We start from the raw sequence: 16,134 nt of genomic DNA, 5'->3' as shown, positions 1-16,134 counted from the left end.
CCGGACGTCCACCAGGAGTTCATCGGTTCCCCACCACCCTCACGCCCTTCCGTGAGAGAAACCCCCCATGTGTGACGACGAGTTGATACCGCCGAGCGCGGACATGACGGAGGAACAGTGGCTGCGGGCGGACCCGGCGCTCGCCGAAGGGCCGGTGGGGGAGCGGGTCCGGGCCATGCGGGCGCCCCGGCGGCGGACCGTGCTCGGCGGTGTGGTGGCGGGGGCCGCGGCGCTGACGGTCCTGCCGGGCGGGACGCGGGCCCCCGCGGCGGCGGCCGCCCGCACCGGAAAGTTCCCGCTGCCGACCGGTCCGGGCCGCTCGGGGGAGTACGCGGTACTTCTCACCGGCGACGCCGGTACCGGCGAGGAGGCGCAGCACGCGGTGGCCGCCGCGGCGCGTGAGGTCTGCCGCGCCGAAGGGGTCGGCCTCGCGGTCGGTCTGGGCGACAACATCTACGAGAACGGCCCCGAGTCCGACCACGACTCGGAGTTCCGCACCAAGTTCGAGGACCCCAACTCCGGTATGGACATCCCGTGGTTGATGGTCCTCGGCAACCACGACTGCTCCGGTCTGATCCCGGGCAGCGGCGGCGACCCCTCGCGCGGCGACCGCGAGGTCTCCTACGCCAAGGGCTCACCCCGCTGGTACATGCCGAGCCGCTACTACAACGTGGCCCTGCCCTCGGCCGGCGCCGGCGATCCGCTGGTGGAGTTCTTCGCCATCGACACCAACCCCGTCTCCTCGTACGTCGCGCAGCTCGACCCGCACTACCGGTGGAACGGCCCCTACATGCGGGCACAGCGGAGCTGGCTGGACGGCGCCCTCACGGCGTCGCGGGCACGCCGGAAGATCGTCCTCGGCCACCACCCGTACCTGAACAACGGCAAGCACGGCAGCGCCGGTTCGTACGACGGCTTCGAGATCGGCCACTACACCAGCGGCATCCACCTCAAGGAGCTGTACGAGGAGGTGGTGTGCGGGCGGGCCGACCTGATCCTGTCCGGGCACGACCACACGCTGCAGATCCTGGAGCCCACCACCCGGACCGGCGGAACCCGGCAGATCGTGTGCGGAGCCGCCGCCAAGGCCGGTGACGGCGAGGCGCACTTCGAGCACCCCGCCACCTGGCAGAACTTCTCCGACCACGGCTTCATGGTGCTGAGGGTCTCCGAGCGGGCGATGACCGTCGACGCGTACACCGTCGACATCGCCACGCGCACGGCCCGCCTCGCCCACCGCACCCGGGCGGTCTGAGCGGGCCCCGGTCGACAGCGATGGCGTCGGGCGCCGCGTCTCAGTCGAGGGTGATGGCGACCTTGATGTCGTCGTCCTGCGCGGTGAACGCCTCCGCGGCGCGCTCCAGGGGCACGCGCCTGGTGATCATCCGCTCCAGCCAGGCGCGGTCCGCCTTGGCGAGCGCGTCGGCTCCCTCGTGGTAGTGGCGGAGGTTGGCGTTGACGGAGCCCACGACCACGTCGTTCTCCAGGACCAGTTCGCGGTTGATGGAGCCGGCGTCCACCGACAGCTGCCGCCCCGCGGGTGACACGCCGGTCAGGCACACGATGCCGTACGTCGCGGTGCCCGCCATCGCCTGGAAGACCAGAGAGCCCGCGCCGGTGGCCTCGATCACCACGTCGGGGCGGATCGCGGAGGTCACCTGGGCGATGTCCTCGCTGTGGTACGTCGCTCCGAGGCCGGTGACCAGATCCGGTTTGGCGCCCTTGGTGACCCGGTCGAGCACGTGTACGTCAAGACCGCGCTGTACGCCGAGCAGCGCCGCCAGCAGACCGATCGGCCCCGCCCCGGTGACCAGCGCCCGCCGCGGCTGGAACCAGGCCCGGCCGCCGACCCGCTCCACCTGCTCCCACGCCTTGGCGACCACGGTGGTCGGCTCCAGCAGCACCCCGACCGTCTCCAGAGCGGGGTCCAGCCCGACCGCGTAGTCGCTCTCCACGGTCCAGGACTGGCTGGCATAGCCGGGGCGCTCCTTGATGCCGCGCTCGGTGTAGCGGCCGTTGCGGCACATGTCGAACTCGCCGCGCGCGCAGGCGCCGCACGGCTGCGGGTCCGGGCGGCGCACCACCCCGACCACCAGGTCTCCCGCCGCGAACCCGCTGTCCGGCGGCGCCTCGCGCACCCGGCCCAGCGACTCATGGCCGAGGACCAGCCGGTCCTCGCCGGGCGGCGCCCACCCGTAGTCGCCCGCGACGATCTCCTTGTCGGTGCCGCACACCCCGACCGCCAGCCCGTCCACCAGCAGCTCGCCGTCGCCGGGTACCGGCTCCGGCACATCACGCACGTCCAGGGAATCGGCGGTCGAGGGGCGGACGGTCACGGCACGCATAGGCATCTCCCAGTCGATGTATTCCTACTGCTGAGTGCCCGTCTTCCATCGGTTCAATCACCACATAAGCACCCAGTAGGACAAAATAGACATGAGATCCGGGAGAGAGCCCAGGGAGACGACGAAAGAGGGCGCCCGTGGACCTGGAGAGCGTCGCCGACGAGCTGTACGGGCTGCGGCCGGACGAGTTCACCGCCGCCCGGGACCAGCGCGCGGCACAGGCCCGGGAGGCCGGCGACCGCCCCCTGGCCGAGGAGATCAGGGCCCTGCGCCGCCCGAGCCTGGCGGCCTGGGCCAGTAATCTCCTCGTACGCGAGCAGCCGGAAGAAGTGAAGCCGCTGGTCCAATTGGGTGAAGGGTTGCGCCAGGCCCACCGCGGCCTGGACGGCGAGCGGCTGCGCGAGCTGTCACGTCAGCAGCACGCGCTGATCAACGCCCTGGCCAGGCAGGCCAAGCAGCTCACCGGTGAGGCCGGTCACCCGATCAGTGAGGACGCCCAGCGCGAGGTCGAACAGACCCTGCACGCGGTCCTCGCCGACGACAAGGCCGCCCAGGCGTGGGCGGCGGGGCGGCTGACCAAGTCGCTCGACGCCACCACGGACTTCTCCGTCGCCGCCGAGACCACCCCGCGGCGCCAGGCCGCCGCCCCACGGGCCCCGGCGAAGGCGCCGCGCCGCGAGCGGGACACGGCGGCCGAGGAGCGGCGGCGCCAGAAGCTGTCCCGGGCCCGCCGGGACGCCGAGGAGGCCGAGCGACAACTGCGGGAGTGTCAAGAGGAGTTGGCGGTAGCCGACCGCGAGGCGGAGGAGGCCGCACATCTGGCGGAAGAGTTTCGCCGGCACCTCGAAGAACTCGCGCGGGAACGCGAGAGCACCGAGGACCGACACCGGCGGGCCCGTACCGCGGAGCACGAGGCGCGGGACCGGGCGCGCGCGGCCGACCGCGCGGTGCGCGAGGCCACCGGCCGGGCCGAGACCGCCGCCGCGCTGGTCGAGCGGCTGACCGGCTGACCGGGTGACCGGGTGACCGGCTGACCGGCTGACCGGCTGACCGACGGTGAAGATCATGACCACCGTGGCGACAAAGGAGGCGATGGGTGATGGCGAGAGCAATCTGGAGCGGCGTGCTGACCTTCGGTCTGGTCACGGTTCCCGTCGGCCTCTTCACGGCCACCGAGGACCACACCGTGCACTTCCACCAGCTCGAACGGGGCACCGGCGACCGCATCCGGTACAAGCGGATCAACGAACGCACCGGCAAGGAGGTCGACAGCGGAGACATCGTCAAGGGCTATGACCTCGGGGAGGGCGAGTACGTCGTCGTCGAGCCCGAAGAGCTGGACGACATCGCCCCGGGCAAGTCGAAGGTGGTCGACATGGCGGGCTTTGTCGACCTCGACGACATCGAGCCCGTCTACTTCGACCGGACTTACTACGTAGGGCCGCGAGGGAAGGAGTACGTGAAGGTGTACGAGCTGCTGCGCGCCGCCCTGGAGCGGTCTAACAAGGCTGGCATCGCCACCTTGACCATGCGCGGCAAGCAGTACCTCACCGCACTGCGCGCCCAGGAGAAGGTCCTCGTCATGCACACCATGCGCTGGGCCGACGAGGTGCGCGACCCCGTCCGCGAACTGGACGTCCTGCCCGGCCGGAGCCCCAAGGTCGCGGACCGTGAGCTGAAGACCGCCCAGCAGCTGATCGAGGCCCTCAGCGTCGACTGGAACCCCGAGGACTACCGCGACACGTTCGAGGAGCGTGTCAAGGAACTCGTCGAGGCCAAACGCGAGGGCAGGGAGGTCGTCAGCGAGGCGGGTCCGCCGGAGGCGACCAACGTCATCGACCTCATGTCGGCGCTGAAGAAGAGCGTCGAGCGAAACCGTTCGAGGGAAGGCACTTCGTCGCTCACCCAGCTGAGTAAGGGCGACCTCTACCAGCGCGCGACCGACGCGAAGATCCCCGGCCGCTCGAAGATGAACCGCGACCAGCTCATCGAAGCACTCGACAAGCGGAACGCCGCGGCGTGAACGTGGCGCGGCACGGCAGCCCGGTCGCGCGCTCAGGGCGCTCAGGGCGCTCAGCGCACTCAGCGCACTCAGCGCACTCAGCGCACTCAGCGCACTCAGAAAGGTGTGCCCGCAGCGGTGAAACCCGCCGCGGACACACCGTTTCGGCGTCTGCTCAGTGCCCGAGCGCCTTCTTCAGCTCCTCCTTGCTCATCGAGGAACGGCCGTCGACGTTCTTCTTCTTGGCCTCCTCGTAGAGCTGGTCCTTCGTGGGCCCCTGGGCGCCGCTGTGCGAGCGCTCCCCGCCGCGCTGCGACGCGGACTTCGGGTCCTTCGTGGACGTCTTGCTCGCCGTCTTGGACTCACCGGAGCGGGCCCGCTCCTTGTTGACCGTGCGGGCGGCCATCTCCTTGGCGCGGCCCTTGGATGCGCCGCGGTCCTCGGCGCTGTCCTTGATGTGTTCGTACTGACGCTCACGCTTGTTGCTGGATCCAGCCGGCATGATGACCTCGATTCTTTTCGGGCGTCCTGTCGCCCGGTCGCATTGCCCGGTTTCGACCCCCTTGTACCCAGGTGGGTGCCGGACTCACACCCCACCGGTGCCTTGGTTCCGCTCGTTGTAGGCGTCGGCGGCCCGCTCGTTCAGCGCGCTTCCGGCGCGCTGGACGGTGCCGGCCACCGGCCCCCGCGGCGGGTCGATGTCCTTGCCCTCGCGCAGCCCGCGACGGCGGGCGGGCGCGTCGGGCATGAACCGCGCGGCGACACCGCTCAGCCGTGTGGTCGTCGCCGGGGCGATCCCGTGCGCCAGATCGGCGGCGCGCGCCGCCGGGGTGAGCACGAGACGGACGCGGCGCCGGACGGTGGCCCGCACGATCCGCTCGGCGGCGCGCCGCGCGTTCATGGACACCAGCGGGGTGCCCGCCAGCGTGGAGAACCACCCGTACTCCTGGCTCTGCGCGCCGTCGAACATGGCGTGCACATGGGATCCCGTGCGCATCAGGCCGGGATATACGGCCGTCACGCTCACGTCGCTTCCCGCCGTCTCGGCCCGCAGCCCTTCCGCGAGGACCCCGACCGCGGACTTGGCACACGAGTAGGGCAGCAGGTGCGGAACGCCGAGGAGCCCGCCGACGGACGAGATCAGCGCCAGCCGGCCGCCACCGGGGCTGTCCCTGAGGTGGGGGAGGGCTTCCAGCGCCGTGTGCAGGGCGCCGTAGAAGATCGACCGCATCGCGTCGTCGAACTCCTCGGCCCGCAAGGTCTCCAACGGGGCGACCTGGATGATGCCGGCGTTCGCGATGGCGAGGTCGACGCCGCCGCACGCCTCGTTGGTGGCGGCGAAGAGATCGTGCACGTCCGCTTGCTCGCGTACGTCACAGATCGCCGTACGTACCCTCGCCCGCGGCCTGCGGTGGAGCAGCATGGCGCGGGCGCGGTCGAGCTCGTCGCCGTCGCGCGCGGCGAGCGTGACGGCGCAGCCGCGCGCGGTCAGACGGTCGGCCATCAGGAGGCCCAGGCCTCGCGACCCGCCCGTCACGACGGCCGAGCGCCCGCTGAGATCGTCGGCGCCCCGACGGGGGGCCGCTGGTGCCTCGCGCACTACGGACTCCTCAGTAGTCGGCTGCTCGGTAAGGACCGGAACGCGATCCGATCCCGGCCGGATCACAGGCCCGGTCGGAGCAGCGTCTTGATCATTCCGTCTTCCTTCGCCTGGAACGTCTCGTACGCGTTGGGGCCTTCCTCCAGGGAAAGGTGGTGGGTCGCGAACCCGTCGACACCGAGCGGGTCGTCGTCGGTCAGCAGCGGCAGGATGTCGTCGACCCAGCGCTTGACGTTGGCCTGGCCCATGCGCAGCTGGATCTGCTTGTCGAACATCTTCAGGAGCGGCAGCGGATCGGCGGCCCCGCCGTAGACACCGGCGAGGGAGACCGTGCCGCCCCTGCGGACGATGTCGATGGCCGCGTACAGCGCGCCGAGGCGGTCGACGCCGACCCGCTCCATGACCTTCGCGCCGACGGCGTCGGGCAGCATCCCCACGCCCCACTGCGCCGCCTTGACCAGCGGCGTGCCCGCGCCGTGGGCCTCCATGCCGACGGCGTCGATGACGGCGTCCGTGCCGCGCCCCTGGGTCAGTTCACGTACCGCATCGCCGATGTCCTTGCCGTGACGGCGCAGATCCAGCGCCCTCACACCGTCCAGGGAGGCCCGGCTCAGCCGCTCGGGAACCAGGTCGACGCCCACCACCAGGCTCGCCCCGCGGTGCAGGGCGATGCGGGCGGACATCAGTCCGATCGGTCCGAGACCGAGCACGGTCACGGTGCCGCCGGGAGGGATCGCGGCGTACTCCACGGCCTGCCACGCGGTCGGCAGGACGTCGGAGAGATACACGAACCGGTCGTCCGGCGGGCCCTCGGGAACCTTGATGGGAAGGGTGTTGCCGAAGGGCACGCGCAGCAGTTCCGCCTGCCCGCCGGGCACCTGCCCGTACAGCTTGGTGTAGCCGAACAGTGAGCCGCCCGTGCCCTGTTCGCGGTTCTGCGTCGTCTCGCACTGGGAGTGCAGTCCGGTGTCGCACATGAAGCAGTCGCCGCACGAGACGTTGAACGGCACGACGACCCGGTCACCGACCGCCAGCTCCGTCACGCCGGAGCCGACCTCCTCGACGATGCCCATGGGCTCGTGGCCCAGGATGTCACCGGCGTCCAGAAAGGGGCTCAGCACCTCGTACAGGTGCAGGTCCGAACCGCAGATGCCCGAAGAGGTCACGCGGACGACAATGTCGGTCGGTTCCTTCAGCACGGGGTCCGGTACGGTCTCGACCCGCACGTCGCGCCTGCCGTGCCACGTCAGTGCCCGCATGACTCTCTCCTCGTGGCAGCTGTTGCCGGTAGCTCTCCGGGGTGTTCAATGGCTTGGCACGCGGGTTCCCCGGGCGGACGGCGTCATGCGGAATCGACCGTGACGCGGCGCGCACCTCGTCCTCCAGCAAACGCACCGCGGTGGGGGGCTGCCAACAGCAGCGCGGCGTTCGGGGGAATCGGGGGTGCCCGCACCGCCTCGCGGGGTAGTCGATGAAGGTCAGCCGACCCGGTGAGAAAGGCGGACGCCGACCGTGAGGACCCGGAACCGTGACCAGTGGGCGGATCCCGGACGTGCCGGACGCGCCGGACGCGCCGACCCCCGTCGGTCGCTGCTCGCGTGCGCGCTGATCGGCGCCGCGGTGATGGCGGCCGTGGACGAGATCGTCTTCCATCAGATCCTGCACTGGCACCACTTCTACGACCGCTCCACCTCCGGCGCGGGACTGGTGTCGGACGGCCTGCTGCACACCGCCGAACTGCTGGCGCTGGTCGCCGGCTTCTTCCTCTTCGCGGACCTGCGGCGCCGCCGCGCCCTGTCGCCCGCGCACGCCCGGGGCGGCTTCTTCCTCGGCCTCGGGGCCTTCCAGCTCTTCGACGGGGTCGTCGACCACAAGCTGCTGCGCCTGCACCAGATCCGCTACGGCGTCGACGTGACGCCCTACGACTGGGCCTGGAACCTCGCGGGCCTCGTGCTGCTGCTCGTCGGCCTGTGGCTGACCGTCCGCGCCACCCGGCACGGCCGACGCCCGTCGTGACGACCGGACCTCCGCCGACCGCCACCACCGCGACCGCGGCCGTCGCGTGTGTCGCGTTCTGCGCCGCGTATCTGCTGGCCGCAGCCCGTCTCAGGCGCCGTGGCGACGCGTGGCCGTGGGGGCGGGACTGCGCCTTCGCCGCCGGGAGCGCGGCCCTGGTCTGGGGCCTGTGCGGATGGCTGCCGGGCGGTCCGTTCACCGCTCACTCGGCCCGTCACCTGCTCGTCGCGATGGCCGCGCCCGTCCTGGTCGTCCTCGGGCGCCCGCTCACCCTGACGCTGCGCGTCCTTCCGCCCGGCTCCGTCCGGCGAGGACTGCTGGGCGTGGCGCACTCGCGGTTCGCGGGATGGCTGCTGTTTCCGCTCGTCGCCGCGGTGATCGACATCGGTGGCCTGTTCGTGCTGTACCGGACCGATCTCCTGTCCGTCACGCATCACCGCCCCCTGCTGAGCGGCTTCGTCGAACTGCACCTGCTGGCCGCGGGACTGCTCTTCGCCTTCGCCATCTGCCGACTCGACCCCGTCCGCCACCGGTCCGGCCTGCCGCTGCGCGCGGTGACCCTGCTTGCCGCGGGCACGGCCCACGCGGTCCTCGCCAAGAGCCTCTACGCGGTCGGCCCGCCCGGCACCGACTTCGGCGCGAGCGACCTGCGGCTCGGCGCACAGGTCATGTATTACGGCGGGGACGTGGTCGAGTGCGCGATCGCGTCGGTCCTCGCTGTCCAGTGGTACGCGGCCACGGGCCGCCGCGCCCGCCGCGCCCGCCGGGTCGGTAGGTCGGCAGGAGGCCGAGAGCCCGTGCCGATGACCCACTGTCGATGACCCGTTGCAGCCTTTACAGCCTTTACAGCCCTTACAGCCCTTACAGCCTTGAAGTCCTTCAGGCCCTTAAAGCCCTTGACCGCTGCCGCGCGGCAGCGGTCCCACGTCCGCGTGACGGCCAGGGCGCATCGCGGCGTGACGCTGTCCGGGGCCGGGGCCCGAGCGCGCGGCCAGAGCGTCTGCGACCGCGCCCGTGGCGAAGGCGTACACCGTCTTGTGGAGCAGGTCGATCACGAGTTCACGGCGGGGCCAGGTCGGGGGCGGGGCGCCGACGCCGGTGGCGTTCTCCAGGATCTGGTCGTTGGTGAGCCGGACGACGGCGAACTGCGCCGAGGACCACGACCCGCGCAGCCCCGCGTGCGCCATCACCGACCGCAGCACGCCGAGCGCGGCCCCCTGCCCCACGTGCATGGCCAGATTCACGAGCACGGGCTGGCGGCCCGGGTACTCCCGCATACCGATCAGCCGTTCCAGAGTGCGTGCGGGTACGTGGGAATCCGGGCGACCCGTCAGCCGTTGCTCCGCCTTCTCGCCCAGCGTCATGACGGCCACTCCGGCCGTACCGGCGACCAGGCCCTGCCATAGTGCGCGCTTCATCATGCTCCACCAGTACCGCGGACCTTCTGGGCGCACACCTTCCCGGGGCGTCTCGGAACTCGCCGGGCGACGCCGAAGGTCGCGTGCCAGGGTAGAGACAGCCAGCCCAGCCCCGAATCGGTGAGGTGCCCCGCGTGATCCTGGACCTGGACCTGGACGCGGTCGCTCAGCGCATCGCCGGCCGGGTGGCCCGGCGCCGCTCGGCACCCGCGCTGCACCCGCATGGAGTGCTCTGCTCGGGGACGCTCGACGTGCCCGGCACCACCGACGGCGAGTGGGCCGTGCCGTGGCTGGACCGGCCCGGCTCCTACGACGTGACCGTGCGCTGGTCCCGTGCGCTGGGCCTGCCCGGGCGGCTGCCGGACGGCCTGGGCCTGGCCGTCCGCGTCACCGACGCAGACGGCCCCGGCACGGCCCTGGACCTGCTCTTCACATCCAGTGGCTCAGGCCGCCTCGGCCGCCACCTGCCGCTCCCACGACCCCGGGCACTGGCGGGACCGTACTCCACCCTGCTGTCCTACCGCGTGGGCGGCCGCCTCCGGGTGCTGGCGGCCTTCCCCGTCCCCGGTACGGCCGGCCCGACGGGGAGCGCACTGCCGACGCTGCGGCAGACGGTGGCCCGCCGTCCCATCCACTTCGACCTCCGGGCAGCCGCCGCCGACGAAACCTGGCGCACCTTCGCCACCCTCACGCTCGTAGCGGCCCATGACACCGCTGCCCGCGACACGGTGTCCTACGACCCCTACGCCCGCAGCCTGCCCCGACTCCACCCGACGGCACGCTTCCGCGGTCTGCGCACCGCCGCGTACGCCGGTTCCCGCCATGGCCGGACGACGCGAAGCGGACCGCTGTAGGCGCGGAACGGCACGGTACGACACAAGACGCGTTGGTTGAGAAGACTCGCCACTTCGCCACTTCGCCACTTCGGCACTGGTTCGCAGCGTCCCGGCGGTCGCCGATAGGTGCGCGGCCTGGGAGCCTGGGAGCTGGGGTTGAAGTTGCCGCAGCGGAAGCCTCTACCGTCCTGAGCAGGGCCGGAGATTCCGGCTCGGTGAAGCACGTGTGAGGGAGGCGGCGATGGCCTGGCCGATCGCGGAGGTCGCCCGGATGTCGGGTGTGACGGCCCGGACACTGCGGCACTACGACGAGGTCGGCCTGCTGCCGCCGGCCTGGATCGGGACCAACGGCCACCGTTACTACGAGGAGCGCCAACTGCTGCGGCTGCAGCAGGTTCTCGTGCTGCGGGCGCTGGGCCTGGGACTGCCTGAGATCGGCCGGATCCTGGCCGCGCAGGTCGACGAGCTGGAGGCCCTGCGGGGCCATTACCGTCGGCTGCTCGCCGAGCGCGCCCGGCTGGATGCGCTGGCCGGCACCGTCGCCCGCACGATCACCGAACTGGAGCGGTCCAGGAAGGACGGCACAGACATGATCAGCATCAGCCGACCGGAGAACCTGTTCGAGGGCATCCGGTCCGCCCAGTGCATGAGGGCCCTGCACGGTTTCCCGGAGCTGGCCGGGGCCATCGAGCGGCACACCTCGGCGTTGAGCGAGGCCGAGAGGGAAGCCGACGAGCGCGAGCGCACGGCGCAGATGATCCGGCTGGCCGAGCTGTTGGCCACCGGCCTGCCCGCTGACGCCGACGCGGTGCAGGTCGAGATCGACGCCCAGTACCGGACGTTGGCCCAGAGCCGGGCAGCCACCGCCGAGGAGTACCGCGCGATCGGGCGTTGCTGCGTGGAGAACGAGCACTGGTACGCGGTGTACGAGTCGATCGCGCCGGGCCTGGCCGCGTACCAGCGGGCCGCCATCGAGGCGTACGCCGCGACCCAGCTGCGCTGAGCCGGGACCGGGGCCGCCGCCACGGGGGTGTGGCGGCCCTGACCGGGTCGGGCCACTTGCCGGTTTAGCATCTGGACATTCGCGCAGGTCAGGGGCGTCATGTAGGGCCCCTCGGTCAGTAAGGGGTCAGCATGCGTCGCAGCCCTGTCTCCGCTTGCTGACCTTCCGCCCTCTGCACACCCCACTGTGCATGGTTTCCCCCGCTCCCGCTCGGAAGGTTCGACACGTGGCCCGACAGCTCGCCCGCGGCATGGGGTCCTTCTTCAAGGACTGCGACTGCGACTGCGCCAAGCCCACCCGTTGCGCGCACTCATACACGATTCGGTTCAACTGATCGGGGCCTTCGGCCGGAAGCTGATCGCGCGCTTCGCCGCCTTCCGGGCCCTCGCTGCGGTGGAGGCCGTGCAGGTGGTCATCGTGGGTGCGATGCCGTGGCTGTGGCAGTCACTCGGCCTGACGGGCGTGCTGGTCGTCATCATCCTGATCGGGACATGTGACGCGCTGACCGGGCTGATGGATATCTTCAACCGGCTCACCTGGTTCCTGGGCCCCGGATCGGCCGCGGTGCTGTTGACGTTCATGCCCGCCGAGAAGCTGTTCCCGCTGGACGCCGCGACCTTCGCGGTCTCCGCAGTGGCGTTCGCCTGGCTCGGCCGCCATATGGTGCCCCAGCCCGCGAAGGCGGCGCAGACTCCGGGCGGCGACGCGGACCCGGGCGCGGAAAGGGAGGCGCCCCAGGCCTTCGCAGTACTGCGAGCCCATCCGCGGATCGGATGTGCGCTCGCGCTCAGTGGCGTGGAGGAGTTCTTCTCCACCGTGCTCACCATCGGCATCCCGATCTGGTTGACCAGCCAGGTGCACGCCGGCGCCGGGCGTATGCGGTGGTGCTGTCCGTGATGGGCATCGGCGCGGTGGTCGGCAACCTGTTGACCGGGAACGTGTCCCTGCCGGGCCGGTTCCCGGGCGGATACTGCCTGGCGTGGACGGCGAGGGGCCTTCTGCTGGCCGCGTTCGCCTTCAGCGGCAGCCTCTACGAGGTGGCGGTCATCGCCGCGACCGCAAGCGCGCTGGTGCCGCTGACCTCGATCAGCCTGAATGCGGAGATCGGGTCGCTGCCGGGGCCGGAGCGGCTGCGGGTGTTCACCGCCGATTCCGTCAAGCTGCACGTGGCCAGCATGAGCAGCATGCTGCTGCTTCCCGTGCTGCTGGAGCGCGCGCCGCGGGCGTCCTTCGCGGCGGGCGGCGGGCGGCGCGCTGACCGCCGCCGCAGGGCTGATCGCGTGGGTCACGTCCCGGGCTCTGGCCCGGCGGCCGACGGCGGTGGAGCAGGCCGACGGTGGGGTAGAACTCGCCCGGAGGTGACCGGCTCAGTCCCCGCTGCGGCGAGCCCGCAGGACCAGAGTGCGGTACGGGCTGGCCTCGGGGCCCTGGACGGCCAGCACCTCGCAGTCCGTGAAGCCGTGCTCGTCCAGCAGGCGCCGCCACGCGTCGGCGTCGTAGGAGTAGTGGACGACGGGCAGACGGACGCGGCTGTTCAGGGTGAGGTTGTCCACCCGGCGGCCGGAAAGTTCGCCGGTTCGGGGGCCGTTGACCGAGAACGCGAGGAGACCGCCGGGCCGGAGCCGGTTGTGGATCACGGGCAGCAACTGGGCGGGGTCGGCGTACCAGAGGGCTCCGTAGATGGAGAAGCACACGTCAAGGCGGGGCAGCTCGACCAGCTCCTGGGCTGCGTCGCCGACGCGCCAGAGGAGGGCGGGCAGGTGGTCGAAGCGGGCGCGGGCCTGGGCGATGCGCTGTTCAGCGACGTCGACGCCGACGGCGAGCCGAGCGCCGTGGGCGGCGGCGTAGGCGATGTGCTCGCCGGTGCCACAGCCCAGTTCCACGACCCGCAGACCGGCGAGGTCGCCGAGGAACTCTGATCCGGGTCCCCGTCCGGGCCGGCAGGTCCACTCCATCCGCTCGGGCACCGTGCCTACGTCCTGTCCGGGGTCCTGGGCGGCGATGTGGTTCCAGGCGCGGGCGTTGACGCTCGCATCGACCATCGGCCCGACCTGCGGAATGTCGTGCTGCACGCTGTTCCTCCTCCCTGTCGGCGGCGTACGGGAGCCGGACCGCTGTCCGGCTGCCGCACTGTGGGCGATCGTCACCGGCGACCCATGGCCGCGACCCGGCCCATCCAGTCGTGGCGGACGGAGTCGAGCTCTGCACGGAAGCCCGCCAGGTCGGTGCCGTAGGCCAGCACGCAGCCGCCGGCCATATCGGCGGACGCCTGGCAGCCGTGGACGAGCCGCCCGCCGAGCGCGGCGTGCGCGAGGACCGATTCCCTGCGCCGCGTCTCGTTGAACCAGCCGCCGTGGTACAGCTCGTCGACCCTTTTGCCCTCGTCCTCGTCGAAGCCGAAGACGACCGAGGTCGCGACGGGGAAGAACCAGCACGGGCCGACGTTGGACAGGTGCCCGTCGAGCTCGACCCGGTTCAGCGCCATGATCGTGGTGGCCTCGCGCAGCGCCTTCAGCTCCCGCTCGGTGACACCCAGGCCCTCGATGTGCAGGTACTCGTCGCGGAAGAGGTGCGCGGCAACGTGGTAACTGACGGCCAGCACCTTCGCCGGGTCGTCGGTGACCTGGCCGTGAGCCTTCACGAACTCCAGGGCCTGCTGTTCGACGGCCAGCTCGCTGGTCTCGGCCGCGTCCAGCAGCTCGGTGCGGACCAGGTCCCAGTCCGCCAGGACCCAGGTCGGGTTCTCGTAGGGGAAGAAGTACTGCCCCGGGTCGACGGTGACGGTGCGGCCGTCGACGGTGAGGCCGTCGATGCGGCTCCACTCGGGGGTGAACGCCTCCGGCAGGGTGACGGAGAACGGCTTGTTCGCGGTGGTGCGCGGTGTGGTCGCGGTCGTCATGACGGCGCCTCCAATGGCAGGTCGGGGCCAGGCACCTCGAAGGGGCTCGGCCGCTTGTGTGGCGCCGGCCCGCGCACCGAGGATGCAGGCTCTGCCGCGGACCGGCTTGAATCCCAGGACAGCGCCGAACCCTGATGCTCCGGAAGGCCGTTGGGGTCGCCGCGCGTTGCCGGTGGGTTGCTTACCGTTGCCTTATGTGTGGCCGCCCGGTTCCCGGCGGCCGGTGTACGGCAGCACACTGGGGCCAGCCCCGGCCGGGAGGTGGTGCGCACCGGCCGCGCAGCGCGGTGTCGGCCGCGCGATGGGGGCGGTGACGCGCGTCCGGCGACCTGGGTTGTCCACAGGAACAGCTGTCCACCGCGGCCTCGCCCTACCGTGCTGCTCCCACACAGAACGGGGAGACCTGATGCGCAGGGTAGATCTCGCTCAGACCGCCGCCGCCGCGTTGTCGGCGATGCCGGACGACGTACACGAGAAGACGCTGGCGCTCATCGACTCCGTGGCGACGAGACGAGAGTCCGGCGCCGGGCAGCCAGTTGCGGCGCCCGCCACACCCTCGACCGCCAGGGAGACCCCTGTACATTTAGCTCGCCGCGCAGGTCACGGGACCTGTGAGGGGTCCGCCTTGCCAAGCGGAAAGCACGGGTCCGCGGCAGGGTGGTGGGTGTGCTGACGCCTCCGATCGAGCCGATGCCGGCTCGGGCCAGCGAGTCTCTGCCGACGGCTGGGCATGTTCGCGATGCGATCTGGCAGCAGGAGGTCGATGGTTACCGGGTCATTGCCTACATCCGGTCCGGCAAGCTCCACCTCCAATCCCGCCGTGGCGCCGCTCTCAGCGGCGCCTTCCCAGATCTCGTGGCTGCTGCCGCCCGGGTGGAGGAGGACCTGGTGGTTGATAGGGAGCTCGTGGTCCTGCAGGGCGGCCGTGTCCGTGCCTATGAGGGTGCCGAAGCGATCATCGCCGGAAGCACCGGCACCCGGCGCGCTCCGACCTCTCTGCTGCTCGGACGCTATGACCATGAACACCGCCTTCGGCTCACTGCTCGTACGACGCCACTGCCGGCCACCGCTCGTCGCGACCTCGGACTACGGCTCACGCCCGGAGGACCGCAGCACCCCTGGGACGGGGTCCGATTCAGCGCGGGATGGGGAGCCCGCGGGGACCTGCTCTTCGAAGATGCATGTGCCGTTCTTCGGTGAGGAAGAGCGTCCGACAGGTCGAACCGGCAGCTGATATGGGAGTAGCCGGTCCTGAGTTGGGTTTTTCTGAGGAGCAGACGCATCGATGACTGCGTGGTAACAACTGTCCCTATTCCGCCGGAGCGCCCTCTTCTGGCGGAAGCGAGGGCGGAGCCCCGTTTAGGGAACCGACCGTCAGCCAGGTGCCGTTCTCTGGTTCCCAGCGGACGTGAGTGCGGGACAGTTGCCCCTCACGCGCCAGTTGAGCCAACCGGATGGCAGCTTCGGCGGGAATTTCCTTCGGGCACTCAACTACACAGTTGTGCTCGACATCGTGCACCACGGCCCAAGGCCCTCCTGCGGCAGCTCCTTCGCGAGTAATCGGCGTAGCCCTGGAGAGAAGTCGACACAAGACCCGGTAAGCGTCCTCGGCTGCCCGCGCCGCCATAGCGGCCAGGAAGGCGCCAGTGAGGGTGAACACCGAGACGGTGGCAACAGGGTTCCCCAGGACCGAGTCCACATCCATCCGCACATCGCGCGCGAGACGTATGTGCATATCTACTTGGGCAGCCAGCCCGGAGTCGCTGTGCGCCAACAAGTAGAATCTCTTCACGGCCGTAGTGCCGTACGGGCTGACCGATCTGGATGCCGGACCCAGTTGCCAGAATTCTTCGCGGGGGTCGTCACCGCCGCGGGCCCATCCGACAAGGCGCAGACGTCGATGCATGTCATCTGACAACTGCCGGAACGCCACGATCTCTACAGCCGGAAGGGCTTCTCCACCGAGTAGGGGGGCCATGCCGTACGAGACGCTCTCGATGTGCCACCCAGCCTTC

At 70.9% G+C, this 16,134-nt stretch carries 16 protein-coding genes; 8 read left to right on the top strand and 8 right to left on the bottom strand.

From position 1 onward, the window contains the following. The first annotated feature begins 67 nt into the window (after window positions 1-67). A complete protein-coding gene (locus ACWDZ7_RS03095; protein WP_451794314.1) occupies window positions 68-1,255 on the top strand; it encodes a metallophosphoesterase in 1,188 nt (395 codons plus the stop codon). A 40-nt stretch (window positions 1,256-1,295) separates the two neighbouring features. Here the strand turns inward: ACWDZ7_RS03095 and ACWDZ7_RS03090 are convergent, their stop codons facing one another. Beyond that, on the bottom strand, window positions 1,296-2,345 hold the full coding sequence (locus ACWDZ7_RS03090; RefSeq protein ID WP_451794313.1) for a glucose 1-dehydrogenase: 1,050 nt from the start codon (window positions 2,343-2,345) through the stop codon (window positions 1,296-1,298). A gap of 137 nt (window positions 2,346-2,482) precedes the next feature. Between ACWDZ7_RS03090 and ACWDZ7_RS03085 the strand changes: the two genes are divergently transcribed. Together ACWDZ7_RS03085 and ku are read left to right on the top strand one after the other, a co-directional pair. Continuing rightward, entirely contained in the window at window positions 2,483-3,355 is an 873-nt protein-coding gene (locus ACWDZ7_RS03085) for a hypothetical protein (protein ID WP_451794312.1), read from the top strand. 89 nt (window positions 3,356-3,444) lie between these two features. Further along, window positions 3,445-4,368 (top strand): non-homologous end joining protein Ku, encoded by a 924-nt coding sequence (gene ku / locus ACWDZ7_RS03080; RefSeq protein ID WP_451794311.1) that lies wholly within the window; start codon window positions 3,445-3,447, stop codon window positions 4,366-4,368. A 154-nt stretch (window positions 4,369-4,522) separates the two neighbouring features. Here the strand turns inward: ku and ACWDZ7_RS03075 are convergent, their stop codons facing one another. The 3 genes from ACWDZ7_RS03075 to ACWDZ7_RS03065 form a co-directional block, all read right to left on the bottom strand. After that, window positions 4,523-4,849 carry a plasmid stabilization protein gene (locus ACWDZ7_RS03075; RefSeq protein WP_451794309.1) on the bottom strand — a complete coding sequence of 109 codons (327 nt, stop codon included), beginning with the start codon at window positions 4,847-4,849 and terminating at the stop codon, window positions 4,523-4,525. Window positions 4,850-4,933: 84 nt separating this feature from the next. Further along, window positions 4,934-5,947 (bottom strand): SDR family NAD(P)-dependent oxidoreductase, encoded by a 1,014-nt coding sequence (locus ACWDZ7_RS03070; protein WP_451794308.1) that lies wholly within the window; start codon window positions 5,945-5,947, stop codon window positions 4,934-4,936. 62 nt (window positions 5,948-6,009) lie between these two features. Beyond that, window positions 6,010-7,206: an alcohol dehydrogenase catalytic domain-containing protein gene (locus ACWDZ7_RS03065; protein WP_451794307.1), complete on the bottom strand. Its 1,197-nt coding sequence runs from the start codon at window positions 7,204-7,206 to the stop codon at window positions 6,010-6,012. A 364-nt stretch (window positions 7,207-7,570) separates the two neighbouring features. On the opposite strand from ACWDZ7_RS03065, the gene ACWDZ7_RS03060 reads away from it, so the two are divergent. Both ACWDZ7_RS03060 and ACWDZ7_RS03055 read left to right on the top strand, forming a co-directional pair. After that, window positions 7,571-7,963, top strand: a complete 393-nt coding sequence (locus ACWDZ7_RS03060; protein ID WP_451794755.1) for a DUF2243 domain-containing protein — start codon at window positions 7,571-7,573, stop codon at window positions 7,961-7,963. Continuing rightward, entirely contained in the window at window positions 7,960-8,784 is an 825-nt protein-coding gene (locus tag ACWDZ7_RS03055) for a cytochrome c oxidase assembly protein (protein WP_451794305.1), read from the top strand. The genes ACWDZ7_RS03060 and ACWDZ7_RS03055 overlap by 4 nt, the downstream gene beginning before the upstream one ends. Window positions 8,785-8,850: 66 nt before the next feature. Here ACWDZ7_RS03055 and ACWDZ7_RS03050 read toward each other — a convergent pair whose 3' ends face one another. Next, entirely contained in the window at window positions 8,851-9,384 is a 534-nt protein-coding gene (locus ACWDZ7_RS03050; RefSeq protein ID WP_451794304.1) for a hypothetical protein, read from the bottom strand. Between the two features lie 131 nt (window positions 9,385-9,515). Between ACWDZ7_RS03050 and ACWDZ7_RS03045 the strand changes: the two genes are divergently transcribed. From ACWDZ7_RS03045 to ACWDZ7_RS03035, 3 genes are all read left to right on the top strand, one after another. After that, on the top strand, window positions 9,516-10,235 hold the full coding sequence (locus tag ACWDZ7_RS03045; RefSeq protein WP_451794303.1) for a phosphodiesterase: 720 nt from the start codon (window positions 9,516-9,518) through the stop codon (window positions 10,233-10,235). A gap of 223 nt (window positions 10,236-10,458) precedes the next feature. Continuing rightward, a complete protein-coding gene (locus ACWDZ7_RS03040) occupies window positions 10,459-11,220 on the top strand; it encodes a MerR family transcriptional regulator (protein ID WP_451794302.1) in 762 nt (253 codons plus the stop codon). Window positions 11,221-11,613: 393 nt separating this feature from the next. Then, window positions 11,614-12,117 carry a hypothetical protein gene (locus ACWDZ7_RS03035; RefSeq protein WP_451794301.1) on the top strand — a complete coding sequence of 168 codons (504 nt, stop codon included), beginning with the start codon at window positions 11,614-11,616 and terminating at the stop codon, window positions 12,115-12,117. A 133-nt stretch (window positions 12,118-12,250) separates the two neighbouring features. On the opposite strand, the gene ACWDZ7_RS03030 is transcribed toward ACWDZ7_RS03035, so the two are convergent. The 3 genes from ACWDZ7_RS03030 to ACWDZ7_RS03020 all read right to left on the bottom strand — a co-directional run bounded on the left by ACWDZ7_RS03030 (window position 12,251) and on the right by ACWDZ7_RS03020 (window position 14,119). Beyond that, on the bottom strand, window positions 12,251-12,406 hold the full coding sequence (locus tag ACWDZ7_RS03030; protein ID WP_451794300.1) for a hypothetical protein: 156 nt from the start codon (window positions 12,404-12,406) through the stop codon (window positions 12,251-12,253). 181 nt (window positions 12,407-12,587) lie between these two features. Beyond that, on the bottom strand, window positions 12,588-13,292 hold the full coding sequence (locus ACWDZ7_RS03025; RefSeq protein ID WP_451794299.1) for a class I SAM-dependent methyltransferase: 705 nt from the start codon (window positions 13,290-13,292) through the stop codon (window positions 12,588-12,590). A 71-nt stretch (window positions 13,293-13,363) separates the two neighbouring features. Continuing rightward, the gene (locus ACWDZ7_RS03020; RefSeq protein ID WP_451794298.1) at window positions 13,364-14,119 is read right to left on the bottom strand and encodes a hypothetical protein; all 756 of its coding nucleotides are present in this window, start codon (window positions 14,117-14,119) and stop codon (window positions 13,364-13,366) included. Window positions 14,120-16,134: the final 2,015 nt, after the last annotated feature.

The sequence above is a fragment of the Streptomyces sp. NPDC003032 genome (assembly GCF_053591415.1).
This window is presented reverse-complemented; position numbering and strand designations above follow the sequence as displayed.

Excerpts from the sequence above, each read along its gene's own strand:
- ACWDZ7_RS03040 (WP_451794302.1), top strand. The coding sequence starts at position 10,459 with ATGGCCTGGCCGATCGCGGAGGTCGCCCGGATGTCGGGTGTGACGGCC.
- ACWDZ7_RS03090 (WP_451794313.1), bottom strand. The coding sequence starts at position 2,345 with ATGCGTGCCGTGACCGTCCGCCCCTCGACCGCCGATTCCCTGGACGTG.
- ACWDZ7_RS03060 (WP_451794755.1), top strand. The coding sequence starts at position 7,571 with ATGGCGGCCGTGGACGAGATCGTCTTCCATCAGATCCTGCACTGGCAC.
- ACWDZ7_RS03030 (WP_451794300.1), bottom strand. The coding sequence starts at position 12,406 with ATGCTGCTCATGCTGGCCACGTGCAGCTTGACGGAATCGGCGGTGAAC.
- ACWDZ7_RS03020 (WP_451794298.1), bottom strand. The coding sequence starts at position 14,119 with ATGACGACCGCGACCACACCGCGCACCACCGCGAACAAGCCGTTCTCC.
- ACWDZ7_RS03050 (WP_451794304.1), bottom strand. The coding sequence starts at position 9,384 with ATGATGAAGCGCGCACTATGGCAGGGCCTGGTCGCCGGTACGGCCGGA.
- ACWDZ7_RS03095 (WP_451794314.1), top strand. The coding sequence starts at position 68 with ATGTGTGACGACGAGTTGATACCGCCGAGCGCGGACATGACGGAGGAA.
- ku (WP_451794311.1), top strand. The coding sequence starts at position 3,445 with ATGGCGAGAGCAATCTGGAGCGGCGTGCTGACCTTCGGTCTGGTCACG.
- ACWDZ7_RS03065 (WP_451794307.1), bottom strand. The coding sequence starts at position 7,206 with ATGCGGGCACTGACGTGGCACGGCAGGCGCGACGTGCGGGTCGAGACC.
- ACWDZ7_RS03075 (WP_451794309.1), bottom strand. The coding sequence starts at position 4,849 with ATGCCGGCTGGATCCAGCAACAAGCGTGAGCGTCAGTACGAACACATC.